The 12,538-nt window shown below is 43.1% G+C and carries 14 protein-coding genes; 6 read left to right on the forward strand and 8 right to left on the reverse strand.

All coding sequences use genetic code 11. The features are described from left to right. The first annotated feature begins 283 nt into the window (after positions 1–283). Entirely contained in the window at positions 284–943 is a 660-nt protein-coding gene (locus tag ABS301_RS22645) for a helix-turn-helix domain-containing protein (protein ID WP_349674345.1), read from the forward strand. Between the two features lie 105 nt (positions 944–1,048). Here ABS301_RS22645 and ABS301_RS22650 read toward each other — a convergent pair whose 3' ends face one another. The 6 genes from ABS301_RS22650 to pflB form a co-directional block, all read right to left on the reverse strand. After that, positions 1,049–1,756, reverse strand: coding sequence for a gamma-glutamyl-gamma-aminobutyrate hydrolase family protein (locus ABS301_RS22650; protein WP_349674346.1), 708 nt, complete (start codon positions 1,754–1,756; stop codon positions 1,049–1,051). Positions 1,757–1,859: 103 nt separating this feature from the next. Next, the gene (gene fdxA / locus ABS301_RS22655; protein WP_025231031.1) at positions 1,860–2,030 is read right to left on the reverse strand and encodes a 4Fe-4S ferredoxin; all 171 of its coding nucleotides are present in this window, start codon (positions 2,028–2,030) and stop codon (positions 1,860–1,862) included. A 95-nt stretch (positions 2,031–2,125) separates the two neighbouring features. After that, positions 2,126–2,893: a pyruvate formate-lyase-activating protein gene (pflA, locus tag ABS301_RS22660; RefSeq protein WP_349674347.1), complete on the reverse strand. Its 768-nt coding sequence runs from the start codon at positions 2,891–2,893 to the stop codon at positions 2,126–2,128. Positions 2,894–2,919: 26 nt separating this feature from the next. Continuing rightward, positions 2,920–3,165 (reverse strand): autonomous glycyl radical cofactor GrcA3, encoded by a 246-nt coding sequence (gene grcA3 / locus ABS301_RS22665; RefSeq protein ID WP_104437801.1) that lies wholly within the window; start codon positions 3,163–3,165, stop codon positions 2,920–2,922. A gap of 44 nt (positions 3,166–3,209) precedes the next feature. Then, entirely contained in the window at positions 3,210–3,446 is a 237-nt protein-coding gene (locus tag ABS301_RS22670) for a hypothetical protein (protein ID WP_349674348.1), read from the reverse strand. A gap of 12 nt (positions 3,447–3,458) precedes the next feature. Then, positions 3,459–5,519, reverse strand: coding sequence for a formate C-acetyltransferase (gene pflB, locus ABS301_RS22675; RefSeq protein WP_349674349.1), 2,061 nt, complete (start codon positions 5,517–5,519; stop codon positions 3,459–3,461). Between the two features lie 251 nt (positions 5,520–5,770). Here pflB and ABS301_RS22680 point away from each other — a divergent pair, with 251 nt between their 5' ends. After that, positions 5,771–5,971: a DUF1858 domain-containing protein gene (locus ABS301_RS22680; RefSeq protein WP_104437798.1), complete on the forward strand. Its 201-nt coding sequence runs from the start codon at positions 5,771–5,773 to the stop codon at positions 5,969–5,971. 32 nt (positions 5,972–6,003) lie between these two features. Here ABS301_RS22680 and ABS301_RS22685 read toward each other — a convergent pair whose 3' ends face one another. Both ABS301_RS22685 and ABS301_RS22690 read right to left on the reverse strand, forming a co-directional pair. After that, positions 6,004–6,885: an AraC family transcriptional regulator gene (locus ABS301_RS22685; RefSeq protein WP_349674350.1), complete on the reverse strand. Its 882-nt coding sequence runs from the start codon at positions 6,883–6,885 to the stop codon at positions 6,004–6,006. Positions 6,886–6,974: 89 nt separating this feature from the next. Beyond that, positions 6,975–8,297 carry an alpha-glucosidase/alpha-galactosidase gene (locus ABS301_RS22690; protein WP_349674351.1) on the reverse strand — a complete coding sequence of 441 codons (1,323 nt, stop codon included), beginning with the start codon at positions 8,295–8,297 and terminating at the stop codon, positions 6,975–6,977. Positions 8,298–8,414: 117 nt separating this feature from the next. Here ABS301_RS22690 and ABS301_RS22695 point away from each other — a divergent pair, with 117 nt between their 5' ends. The 4 genes from ABS301_RS22695 to ABS301_RS22710 all read left to right on the forward strand — a co-directional run bounded on the left by ABS301_RS22695 (position 8,415) and on the right by ABS301_RS22710 (position 12,532). Further along, the gene (locus ABS301_RS22695; RefSeq protein ID WP_349674352.1) at positions 8,415–9,212 is read left to right on the forward strand and encodes an AraC family transcriptional regulator; all 798 of its coding nucleotides are present in this window, start codon (positions 8,415–8,417) and stop codon (positions 9,210–9,212) included. A gap of 153 nt (positions 9,213–9,365) precedes the next feature. Further along, complete coding sequence (locus tag ABS301_RS22700; protein ID WP_349674353.1) at positions 9,366–10,721, forward strand: ABC transporter substrate-binding protein; 1,356 nt, start codon at positions 9,366–9,368, stop codon at positions 10,719–10,721. Positions 10,722–10,784: 63 nt separating this feature from the next. Then, positions 10,785–11,690 carry a carbohydrate ABC transporter permease gene (locus ABS301_RS22705; RefSeq protein WP_170822484.1) on the forward strand — a complete coding sequence of 302 codons (906 nt, stop codon included), beginning with the start codon at positions 10,785–10,787 and terminating at the stop codon, positions 11,688–11,690. Between the two features lie 11 nt (positions 11,691–11,701). Next, positions 11,702–12,532 carry a carbohydrate ABC transporter permease gene (locus ABS301_RS22710; RefSeq protein WP_277409907.1) on the forward strand — a complete coding sequence of 277 codons (831 nt, stop codon included), beginning with the start codon at positions 11,702–11,704 and terminating at the stop codon, positions 12,530–12,532. Positions 12,533–12,538 lie beyond the last annotated feature (6 nt).

A 12,538-nucleotide genomic window follows, 5' to 3' on the forward strand; every position in this document is an offset into this window, starting at 1 on the left:
CTCTGGGAAAAACAAATGCATTTGTTTTTCCCAGAGGGGCTACCCCTTTTTCTATGGAGCGAACGCTCCCCATCTGGTTGAAAAATTGTGAAACAATTTTTCAACCAGATGGTTCCTGCGGCTTACCGTCCTCTCAAGCCTCTTATTTTTTCCACCCCCCTCGAAAATTCCCTTCCCTCCCATAAAAAATTTCAACATCTTATTCATAATCCGTATCATACCCGCATAAGATATAAATAGTAAGGTTATGAAAACTAAACGAACCAAAGGAGAGGATATAGCTATGGCTGAGATACATTACTTAATATCGGATGCATCAAAAAAGGTTGATGTAGAATCCCATGTCCTTAGATACTGGGAGGACGAGCTAGAGTTAAACATTCCCAGGAATGAAATGGGACACCGGTATTACACCGAAGCACACATCCGTTTATTCAAGCAGATCAAGGACTTAAAGGAAAAGGGATATCAGTTAAAAGCCATTAAGACAGCGCTTGAAAAAGTCATTGGGGACGGAAAGGATCCGGTTATACCTGATGAGTTATTGGAGGGGCAGATGACCCAGGAATTAAAAGACAGTGGATTAGCCGGAGAAGACGGCGAGTCGGGCCTGGAGGTACATAACACAGCACAGGTCTCTATTGCACAGGGAAAGATGGAACAGTTTCAGGAAATCATGAATCACATCATTGGACGTGCGTTGGAGTTAAATAATGAGCAGTTGAGCCAGGACGTCAGCAGTCTGGTCAATGACAAGGTCATTAAGGAAATGGAGTACTTAATGAACCTGAAAGAAGAAAAAGAAGAAGAGCGCTACAAACAGTTGGACGAGCTAATGCGTACCTATCAGAAAGACAACAAAGGCCGTGCAGAAGCTGCAGCATCCAAGATCCCCTTCTTTAATCGCAAAAAGAAATTTGGTCGAAACGGAAAAAAGTTATAACATTCTCTCACTTTCAGATAAAAAGAGCCGAAAAGCGGCTCAGGCAAAAAATCCGCAGTTGCCACTGAACGTGTAAACTGCGGATTTTTCAGAACGTCTTAATTCTCAGCAAGCTTCCACAAACCTCTTAAAAAGCCGAAAAGCTTCCTCATTCTTTTCCCATAGATATTCCGGATGCCACTGAACACCCACAAAGAAGGGATAACCAGGCATTTCAATCGCCTCAATCAAATCATCCGGAGAGTAAGCCGATGCAATCAGACCCTGCCCCAAATCCTTTACCGCCTGATGATGCATGCTGTTAACCCGTAATGTATCCATACCAGCGATTTCCCTTAGCATCGTTCCCTTTTTCAAAGAAACCGTATGGCTGGGCATATGATATGCAAATGGCTGCGTATGTGCGATAGGAAAGTCCGATTTTGTCATAGAAAAGATATCCTGCCAGATCGTCCCGCCCATAGCGATATTCAACACCTGAATCCCTCTGCAAATCCCAAGAACCGGCTTTTGTTTCTCCAGAACAAATGGCAGCAGCTCAATCTCCATCCGATCCCTTGCCTCCGATACATTCCCGCAGTGTACCTGTGTTTCCTCACCAAACAAAAACGGATGAACATCCGGTCCTCCAGTAAACAAAAAACCATCCAACGCATCAGCCAGCTGCTTCAGTTCTTCCTCATCAGCCTCCAGCGGCATAACAACCGGAATCCCCCCCGCAGCCTTTAAAGCCCGTAAATAGGTGGGTCTCATCTTAATATCATTATTATCCGTATCGTGGGCAGGTGTCAATCCTATCAGCGGTTTTTTCATACTAACTTCCTTTCACAACTAACATTAGTGATAATAAAAAGATATGGAAATCAATAACAAAATGCCCCTCCCTTACGGAAGAGGCATATATGTATTCAAATTATTAAGCTTCAGAAATAGCTCCTGTTGGGCATACGCCTTCACATGCGCCGCAATCGATACAAGCATCTGCATCAATAACAAACTGAGAATCACCCTGGCTGATAGCGCTTACTGGGCATTCGCCTTCGCATGAACCGCAACTAACACAAGCGTCACTAATAACACGTGCCATGATAAATAACCTCCTTATATTCTATACATTTTTCTATATTTTATACTATTAATAAAATTTAATCAAGTAGAAAATGTAACAATTAATGTTTAATTTTAGGAGCAATAGGGATCAGGCGCATTAGTCCGGGCATCCCTGATTCCGGTAAGAATGATCTTCTTAGCAGATAGAGCCTCTTCCTTAGATAAAGGTGGAACGCCTTTCAGCGGATAATCCATCCCCATACTTTCATATTTTACCTTTCCCATATCATGATAGGGAAGGACATCAAGGGCCTTCACGTTTTTTAACTGTCCGATAAAGCGTCCAAGATGGTATAAATCTGCCGCTTCGTCTGTGATGCCGGGCACCACCACATGACGGATCCAGACAGGAATTTCTTTTTCATCAAGATAGCGGGCAAAATCCAGAATAGCTGCATTGGAATGACCAGTTAAGGGTTGATGCCGGATATCATTGATCTGCTTGATATCCAGCATGACCAGGCTGGTTGAAGCAAGAAGACGGTCGATTTTCTTTACATATTCTTCATTGCTTCTGTTAAATGTTATTCCAGAGGTATCCAGACAGGTATGAATATCCTTTTTTCTTGCTGCTTCAAACAGCTGGGTAAGAAAATCCAGCTGCATCAGCGGCTCACCGCCTGTGGCTGTGATACCTCCGCCCCGGTAAAAATGCCGGGACGACTCATATTGCTTTAATATTTCCTCAACTGTCATCAGACTGCCGCCTGCCAGTTCCCAGGTATCCGGGTTGTGGCAGTACTGGCAGCGCATGGGGCAGCCCTGAAAAAATACCACCATGCGCACGCCTGGACCGTCGACGGTACCAAAACTTTCAATGGAATGGATACGTCCTGTCATAAGTGCTTCGCCTTCTTTTCTGATTGTTACATATTGCTGTGGAATGTACGGGAGATAACCTCATCCTGCTGTTCTTTTGAAAGCTTGATAAAGTTAACTGCATAACCGGACACACGAACGGTCAGCTGAGGATAGTTCTCCGGATGCTTTTGTGCGTCCAGAAGAGTATCCTTTGTAAAGACATTGACATTTAAGTGATGTCCGCCTTCTTCTACATAGCCATCTAATAAGTTCACGAGATTGTCGATTTGAGATTCACTGATATTTGCCATTGCATTATCCTCCTTATGTGTTTTCGTTCATTTGATACTCCTGACTATTGTTCATCCTCTTCCCGGTCCATGCCCTGAAACAGGGTAGGAACGCGGCAGGCTACATCGCCTTCGGCACAGTCAAGAGAATTAGTTGTCGTAACTGTCTTTGCCATAGTCTTATGGGCGTTTACGGTACCGTCCTCAGCTACAAGAATATTCATATGACCGCCGTTGTTGGTCATAAAGGAATCCAGCATTGAAACGATATCATCAATTTGTTTTTCATTTGGATCTGCCATAACAGCCACTCCTTACTTCTGGTCCTCGCTTAAAGCCAGCTCAAGATCCACTTCCAAGTCTCCGGTAAAGATCTTATCCTCTTTGCCAAGAGCTCCTGGTACGATTGAGAAGGTGTTAGAGATACCATCCTGAGCGTCCTTAAATGGAAGCTTGGCCACTGAAGCCAGAGATGCGACTGCACCATGAGTATCTCTTCTGTGCATTGGGTTTGCACCTGGTGCAAACGCTTCACCCTTCTTACGTCCGTCAGGTGTTGCTCCTGTGTTTTTACCATATACTACATTAGAAGTAATTGTCAAGATGGAAGTTGTAGCAATTCCTCCGCGGTAAGTATGATTTGACTTCACAAAGTTCATGAAGGTGTGTACCAGATCATTTGCAATCTGATCCACGCGGTCGTCATTGTTTCCGTATTTCGGGAAATCTCCCTCAATTTCATAATCCACAACAATGCCATTTTCATCACGGATTGCTTTCACCTTAGCGTATTTAATAGCGGAAAGTGAGTCAGCCACAACGGAAAGACCAGCAATTCCAGTTGCAAACCAACGGGTTACTTTTTTATCATGAAGAGCCATCTGAATGCGCTCATAACTGTATCTGTCATGCATATAGTGAATGATGTTTAACGCATTTACATAAACGTTTGCAAGCCACTGCATCATATCCTTATAAGCATCCATTACTTCATCATAATCCAAATATTCAGAAGTAACAGGACGGTATTTCGGGCCTATCTGTTTCTTTGTGATTTCATCCACACCGCCGTTGATGGCATATAAAAGACATTTTGCCAGGTTGGCACGTGCTCCGAATAACTGCATTTCTTTTCCCACTCTCATGGAAGATACGCAGCAGGCAATGGCATAGTCATCACCGTGGGTAACTCTCATTAAATCATCATTCTCATATTGAATAGAAGAGGATGCGATGGAAGTCTTAGCGCAGAAACGCTTAAAGTTATCAGGAAGCTTTGTGGACCAGAGAACTGTTAAATTCGGTTCTGGTGCAGTGCCTAAGTTCTCAAGTGTATGAAGGTAACGGAAGGACATCTTTGTTACAAGAGGACGTCCGTCAATTCCCACACCACCGATCGACTCTGTTACCCAGGTAGGATCTCCTGAGAAAAGCTCATTGTATTCTGGTGTACGTGCAAACTTCACTAGACGAAGCTTCATAATGAAGTGATCAACAAATTCCTGAACTTCTTCCTCTGTGTAAGTGCCTTCTTCCAAATCTCTCTGAGCATAAATATCAATGAAAGTAGAAGTACGTCCAAGGGACATGGCAGCACCGTTCTGCTCCTTAACTGCAGCTAAGTAAGCCAGGTAAGTCCACTGAATCGCTTCCTTTACATTCATGGCAGGTTTTGAAATATCAAATCCATAAATAGATCCAAGTTTCTTTAATTCCTTTAAAGCACGGAGCTGCTCGGATAATTCTTCTCTTTCACGGATTACATCGGAATACATGGTAGTACGGGTTGTATTCTTCTGTTCTTCCTTATCTTCGATCAGACGGTCAATTCCGTAAAGAGCGACTCTTCGGTAATCACCGATAATACGTCCGCGGCCGTAAGCATCCGGAAGTCCGGTGATAATGTGGCTGGAACGGCAGTTACGCATTTCCTCAGTGTAGGCATCAAAAACGCCTGCATTATGAGTCTTTCTGTGAATGTTGAAAAATTCCTTTACCTCAGAATCAATGGTATATCCATTGTCTGCACATGCTTTTTCTGCCATTCGGATACCGCCGTAAGGCTGCAGGGAACGCTTAAAAGGCTTATCTGTCTGAAATCCTACAATTGTTTCTTTGTCCTTGTCTAAATACCCCGGGCCATGAGAAGTAATAGTGGAAACCAGCTTTGTATCCATATCCAGGACACCGCCTGCCTCACGCTCCTGTTTGCTTAATTCCATAACCTGTGCCCACAGTTCCTCTGTCTTTCTGGTCGGTCCTGCAAGGAAAGTATCATCCCCATCATAAGGGGTATAGTTCTTCTGAATAAAGTCTCTGACGTTAATCTCGTGTTCCCAGATGCCGTTGTTAAAAGCTCTCCATTCCGGTCTCATTTGTTTGTACCTCCATAAAAAATCTTTATAATAAGTGTCAATAATAAATAAGTGTCATCAAAGGTTATAATTCCTACGACCTTTGTATGAATACATTATATATGAATACTGTATACAATGTCAATAGCGCTTATTGATAAATTTTTCTATAAGGGTTTCAGAGAAAAAAGGAAATGAAACCCTTGCTAATTGCATGAAAAAGTATTATATTATAAAAACAGTATGTACAATTTTATAAGGAGGGATACAAGATGCAGATTGATAAAAATATGCTGATCGGAGCATTACTCGAGATGGATGACAACGTTGCACCCATGCTTATGCGTGCAGGTATGCATTGTCTTGGCTGCCCGGCATCTCAGGGAGAGTCTTTAGAGGAAGCTTGTCAGGTTCATGGAATTGACTGTGATGTTCTGGTTTCTCAGATTAATGAAGTCTTAGCAGACAGATAGAGTAAAAGGAGGCGATCCCCGGATCTGCCTCCTCATTTTTCGTTCTTAATCTCTTTTTTTTCTTCCCGGTAATGTCTGGGACTCACACCATATTCCTGCTTGAATATCTTTGAAAAGGTCAGCGGATTATCATAACCGATGCTGGTGGCAATTTCCTGTATGGATCTGTAAGTGCCGGCAAGTTCCTGGGCAGCAATGTTTAAACGAAATCTCATTAAGTATTCCTGAGGAGAAACTTCCAGCTTCTTTTTAAAAATTGATGTTAAATAAGAACGGTTAATTCCGATATAATCTGCAATATCCTGAACTTTAATACGGTCATAGTTCATCTTAATATACTGAAGGGCATAATCCACATAAGTATCAATGGAATAGTCATACTGATTCCTGCTTGTACGCAGGCTGCTTTGAGTCTCAATCAGCGTGGACAGGATCTCATATAGATATCCCACACGCTTAATTTCATTGGCAAAGGTCAGCTGGTTGGTGTCCAGCATCTTCTGTATCATGGGAAGATAGCACCGGTTGGGGATCTGGGAATGGATGGCACAATGATCGTTTAACAGACCTGCATAACCTAAATAGGCTTCTGCCATAGTACCGTCAAAGGTGATCCACATATACTCCCAAGGGTTTTCATAGTCGGCATGATATTGAATCGGCTGCCCTTTTGGTATCAGAAATATATCATCAGCCGCCAGCTCATAATGAGTGCCTCCCGTCTCAAGAACACCCGCTCCCCCTAAAATAAAGTGAAGGTGATATTCGTTGGGAATCTTGTGATTGTAGGTATATCCGGGAGGACACTGCTGAATGCCGCAGTGAACCAGATACAAATCATTGGTTTGACGCTTGATGTTTCTTAAACAACGGAATCCTGCCACACTTTTATAACTCGTCTGTTTTTCAGTCAAAGCTATGCCCCCTCAATCGGATACTGATTATTCATATCTATTATACAGGAAGCAGATTTTACATGCAAACCTTATTTGAGGAAGAATTGTCATAGGTACATACTCATATAGTCACCGTGTGCATCAATCAGTTCATCCACCATAGCCCGGATATCCCGGATGCTGAGTTCAGCGCTGGTATGGGGATCCAGCATGGCAGCCTGGTAAATCATTTCCCTGCTTCTGGTTCTAGCCGCTTCCACGGTGATCAGCTGAGGATTAATATTTGTCATATTCATGGCAGCCAGCTGGACTGGAAGACGGCCAACATGGCAGGGAGTAATACCGCTTCCATCCACCAGACAGGGAACTTCCACACATGCATCAGAAGGGAGATTTTCAATGAGACCCTGATTTAAAACATTTCCGCCAATTTTATAAGGCTGATTGGTTATAATCGCCTCCATAATATAGGAAGCATATTCCAGTGAACGGGTATGAGTAATGGCTCCGTTATTTAAAATGGATTTTTTCTCTTCTTCCCATTCATTAATCTGTTTGATGCAGCGTCTGGGATATTCATTTAAAGGAATATTAAATTCTTCAATCAGCTGGGGGTAGCGGGATTTAATAAACAGGGAATTATACTCTGCATTGTGTTCGCTGGATTCTGTACAATAATAGCCCAGATTCCGTATGTATTCAAAGCGTACCATATCCTTGTGTCCGCCAGCCTGATTCATCTCAAAAGCCTTCTGCCGGATGGCAGGATAGAGATCTTCGCCATTCCTGTCATGAATATTTAAAAGCCAGGCCATATGATTAATTCCGGCAATCAGCTCTGTCCGCCCATCCAGTCGGTCTTCCATAGCCAGTTCTTTTAACAGATTTTCCGAACAGACCTGAACACTGTGACACAGACCAATGGTTTTAACTGAGGTATACCGCTGCATAAAACCGGTCAGGATTGCCATGGGATTGGTATAGTTTAAAAACCAGGCATTGGGGCAGACCTCCTCCATATCTCTGGCAAAATCCTCCATAACTGGAATCGTCCTTAACCCCCTCATGATCCCGCCGATTCCCAACGTGTCTGCAATGGTCTGGCGCAGGCCGTATTTTTCCGGTATTTCAAAGTCGATGATGGTGCATGGATCATATCCGCCAACCTGGATTGCATTCACCACAAAGGTAGCACCAGACAAAGCTTCTTTTCTGTTTTCCGGTCCTAAATAGGTGTGGATATCTGCCCTGCCGTCATTCACATTTTTGTTGATTGCACTTAAAATAAGCTGTGAGTCCGTAAGCCTTACGGGATCAATATCGTACAAGGCAATTTCGGCATCCCGCAGTGCAGGTGTACACATGCAGTCACCCAGGACATTCCTTGCAAATATCGTACTTCCAGCTCCCATAAAAGTTATTTTAATCATCGTTTTACCTCCTTGTTTTTCTTGTCTGTCTATTAAGGTTATTGTATAATCTCACTAGATAAAAAGATAGGAAGTTTGTTTCTAAAAATTGTCATTTTGTTGCATGGAGGTTTTAGAATGAATCAATCAGCAAGGGAACTGACCATCTATTACTGCGGTCACGAAAGGTGTGCACCCGGTCATTTTTTCGGACCTGCCGTCCGCAAGCATTATCTCCTTCATGTTATATTAAAAGGAAAGGGGATTTACCGGATTGCTGACAAAGAATACAGGCTTTCAACAGGGGAGGCTTTTTTAATTAAGCCCCAGGAAGTAACGTATTATCAGGCAGATGACAAAGATCCTTGGGAATATGCCTGGGTGGCATTTTCCGGAAATGAGGCAGAACGTCTGGTTTATGAATACCGCAAAGAGGAAGCGGGATACTGCTATCGTTTTATAAATGGGAACCAGTGGAGGGAGATGATACTGGCACTCGTAAAATCTTTTTACAGCACAGCCCATAACATGGACGAGATGAGGGGGTATTTTTATCTTTTGTTCTCCCGGTTTCCAGGTAATACAAAAGAGTCAGATCTATATGAAAAAAGTTATCTTGAGCAGGCGGAAACTTATATCCGGCATAATTACAGCTATCCCATACAGATTGCGGATGTAGCGAGGTTTATTGGTATTGACCGTACCTATCTTTACCGGATATTTATGAAACACAAGGGGGTATCTCCCAAGCACTATCTGACCCAGTACCGTGTGTCTGAAGCGAAGCGGCTTTTAGAGGACACCTCATTAAGTATAACGGAAACAGCCCTTTCCTGTGGTTTCCACGATGCCTCGGTTTTCTGCAGATGTTTCCAAAAAGCAGAGGGAGAATCTCCACTGCGGCACAGAAAGCAGTATCATGAGGCTGATGAATGAATGTAACATAACGCCATATAAAAATCACATTAATCTATATAAAATTAACAAAGAAACGATTATAATTAGGTTTATAATAACAAAAAGCAACAAAAATGTACTGGGTATAATTTTTGCAACTATTGAAAGTGACAAATTATGGGAGGTAACAGAATGAAACGGAGATGGGGATTACCAGCAGCAATGGCAGTTATTGCAGCAACCGCACTGATTGGATGTATGGGTCAGCAAAACAGCGGCCAGGCAACAACTGCAGGATCACAGGATACCAAGCAGGAAACAAAGCAGGAATCAAGCGCCGCAGAGACAGAGAAGGAAAAAGGTGGCTCTTCCGGAACACTGACTGTAGCGATCTGGGATAAAAACCAGGAGCCAGGTCTGACAAAGATCATGGCTGATTTTACAAAAGAAACTGGAATTAAAACACAGATACAGGTAACACCATGGGATCAGTACTGGACCATGCTGGAAGCAGGTGCTACGGGAGGTTCCCTTCCTGATGTATTCTGGATGCATTCCAATGAGATCGCACGGTACTCAGAATATGAGATGCTTTTGGATTTAACAGACCGGATCAAAGCTAGTAAAACCCTTGAGATGGATAAATTCCCCAAAGAGATCGTAGATATTTATAACTGGCAGGGAACCAAGCAGTATGCAGTACCAAAGGATATAGACACAATTGCTCTCTGGTATAATAAAACCATGTTTGATGCAGCTGGAATTTCTTACCCAAGCAAGGACTGGACCTGGGATGATTTTGCAGATGCAGCGAAAAAGCTTACCAAGGCAGATGGAAGCCAGTATGGATTCGCAATTAATCCGACCAACGATCAGGCAGGCTGGTGCAACCCGGTTTATGATATGGGCGGCTACGTAATCAGCGAGGACAAAAAGTCTTCCGGATTTACACAGCCGGGAACCATAAAGGCTCTGACGTTCCTTACCGACCTTATGAAAGACGGGTATGCTCCTCCTTATGAGGTAATTGCAGAGAATAAGGAAGAAGCGTTATTTGAAGCAGGCAAGGTAGCTATGATTACCCAGGGCTCCTGGATGCTGTCAGAACTTTGCAACAATGATTACGTAAAAGCAAACTGTGACATTGCAGTTCTTCCAAAGGATAAAACCACAGGAAGACGTGCGTCTATCTATAATGGTCTTGGCTGGGCAGCCTCTGCCAATACATCCATGCCGGAGGAAGCATGGAAACTGATTGAATACATGGGTTCCAAAGAAGCTCAGCAGAAACAGTCTGATCTTGGAATCGTAATTTCTGCTTATCAGGGAACCACTGCTAACTGGGTTAAGGCATACCCCAGCTTCAATTTACAGGCATATCTGGATATGATGGATGATCTGGTTATTCGTCCATACTCCAAATCAACGGTTGCATGGACTAACATGATGCATGAAAAACTGATTGATGCATGGACTGGAAAGAAGAGTGTCGAGGATGTCTGCAAGGATATTGATAAGGAAATGAATGCCATGCTGGCGGAAGAATAGGTATGGTCGGGGAGGCAGGTATAACGGATGCCTCCCCTTTTAACGAATTTGCGGAGGGACTGCATGAACAGAGAAAAAACGGTATCAAGACGGGAAAAAAGTGAATTTTTGTGGGGCTGGCTGTTTCTGCTGCCTACCATGACAGGCCTCATAATTTTGAATATTATACCAATCTTTCAGACAATCTATCAAAGTTTCTTTAAAACCGGAGCCTTTGGTAAGGGAAATGTATTCATAGGGCTTGGTAACTACAGCAAGCTTTTACAGGACGGTACAGTCTGGCAGGCTCTATGGAATACCTTTAAGTATGCACTTGTGGAAGTGCCGTTTTCCATTGCCATCGCGCTGGTGCTTGCTGTTATACTGAACGGAAAAATAAAAGGCCGTTCCATCTGGAGGACTATTTATTTTCTGCCAATGGTGGCTGCCCCGGCAGCGGTAGCCATGGTCTGGAGATGGCTTTATAATTCAGAATTTGGTTTGATTAACCACCTTCTAAACCGAATCGGGTTTTCCTCTGTGAACTGGATTTCAGATCCTGGAATTGCTTATATTTCCGTAGCCATCGTGGGAATCTGGTCGGTGATCGGATACAACATGGTTCTGTTTTTTGCCGGTCTTCAGGAGATCCCCAGAGATTATTATGAAGCAGCGGAAATTGACGGAGCCGGAGGTGTGAAACAGTTTTTCTACATCACCCTTCCCCTGATTTCCCCCACCATGTTTTTCGTGACTGTGACCAGAGTAATTGGAGCCATGCAGGTATTTGACAGTATTTATATGATGATGGAAAAATCCAATCCGGCACTGGTAAAAACCCAGTCCCTGGTCTATCTGTTCTATAAATATTCCTTTGTTGAAGGAAACAAAGGATATGGTTCCGCCATTGTCATGCTGTTGCTTTTAGTAATCCTGCTCATTACAGTAATCCAGCTTCTTTGCCAGAAGAAGTGGGTTAATTACAACTAAGGGGGAGAATGATGGATAAGAATAGAAGATTTAAGTCAGTACTGCAATACTTTGTACTTGCAGTGGGCTCTGTTGTTATGCTGGTTCCTTTCTTATGGATGATACTTACGGCTTTTAAAACAGCGTCTGAAGCGACGCAGATGAATCCATTTATTATCTTTCCTTCTGTATGGAGAAAGGATGCATTTTTATCTGTAATGAGTAAAATGAATTTTTTGAGGCTGTACTATAATACACTGGTTCTTATTATAGAACGTGTAGTCTGTGCAGTACTTACAGCTACCATGGCAGGATATGCCTTTGGAAGGCTTCATTTCAAAGGAAAGAATCTTGCATTTTCCCTGGTATTATTCCAGATGATGGTTCCATCCCAGATATTTATTATTCCACAATATCTGATGGTAGGCAGGCTGGGCCTGTTAAATACCTCCTTTGGTCTCCTCTTCCCAGGACTGGTTACAGCGTTTGGAACCTTTTTGCTTCGTCAGGCTTATATGGGGCTTCCTGCATCGTTAGAGGAAGCAGCCAGGCTTGATGGCTGCAATATCGGTCAGGCATTTTTATATGTAATGGCGCCGCTTACAAAATCATCTATGGTAGCGCTTGGAATATTCACCGCATTGTTTGCTTTTAAGGAACTGATGTGGCCATTAGTCGTCAATACAGAACAAAATACCATGCCGCTTTCTGCAGCACTTGCAAAGCTGCAGGGTCAGTTTGTGACCAACTATCCGGAACTTATGGCAGCTTCTTTGCTCGCCTGTATTCCCATGGTTATCATTTACCTGATTTTCCAGAAACAGTTTATTGAAGGAATTGCAACATCAGGAGGAAAATTATAAAGGAGT

Source organism: Lacrimispora sp., assembly GCF_031982545.1.
GTDB lineage: Bacteria > Bacillota > Clostridia > Lachnospirales > Lachnospiraceae > Lacrimispora.

Coding starts and splice junctions, on each gene's coding strand:
- ABS301_RS22645 (WP_349674345.1), top strand. CDS start 284: ATGGCTGAGATACATTACTTAATATCGGATGCATCAAAAAAGGTTGAT.
- ABS301_RS22650 (WP_349674346.1), bottom strand. CDS start 1,756: ATGAAAAAACCGCTGATAGGATTGACACCTGCCCACGATACGGATAAT.
- fdxA (WP_025231031.1), bottom strand. CDS start 2,030: ATGGCACGTGTTATTAGTGACGCTTGTGTTAGTTGCGGTTCATGCGAA.
- pflA (WP_349674347.1), bottom strand. CDS start 2,893: ATGACAGGACGTATCCATTCCATTGAAAGTTTTGGTACCGTCGACGGT.
- grcA3 (WP_104437801.1), bottom strand. CDS start 3,165: ATGGCAAATATCAGTGAATCTCAAATCGACAATCTCGTGAACTTATTA.
- ABS301_RS22670 (WP_349674348.1), bottom strand. CDS start 3,446: ATGGCAGATCCAAATGAAAAACAAATTGATGATATCGTTTCAATGCTG.
- pflB (WP_349674349.1), bottom strand. CDS start 5,519: ATGAGACCGGAATGGAGAGCTTTTAACAACGGCATCTGGGAACACGAG.
- ABS301_RS22680 (WP_104437798.1), top strand. CDS start 5,771: ATGCAGATTGATAAAAATATGCTGATCGGAGCATTACTCGAGATGGAT.
- ABS301_RS22690 (WP_349674351.1), bottom strand. CDS start 8,297: ATGATTAAAATAACTTTTATGGGAGCTGGAAGTACGATATTTGCAAGG.
- ABS301_RS22695 (WP_349674352.1), top strand. CDS start 8,415: ATGAATCAATCAGCAAGGGAACTGACCATCTATTACTGCGGTCACGAA.
- ABS301_RS22700 (WP_349674353.1), top strand. CDS start 9,366: ATGAAACGGAGATGGGGATTACCAGCAGCAATGGCAGTTATTGCAGCA.
- ABS301_RS22705 (WP_170822484.1), top strand. CDS start 10,785: ATGAACAGAGAAAAAACGGTATCAAGACGGGAAAAAAGTGAATTTTTG.
- ABS301_RS22710 (WP_277409907.1), top strand. CDS start 11,702: ATGGATAAGAATAGAAGATTTAAGTCAGTACTGCAATACTTTGTACTT.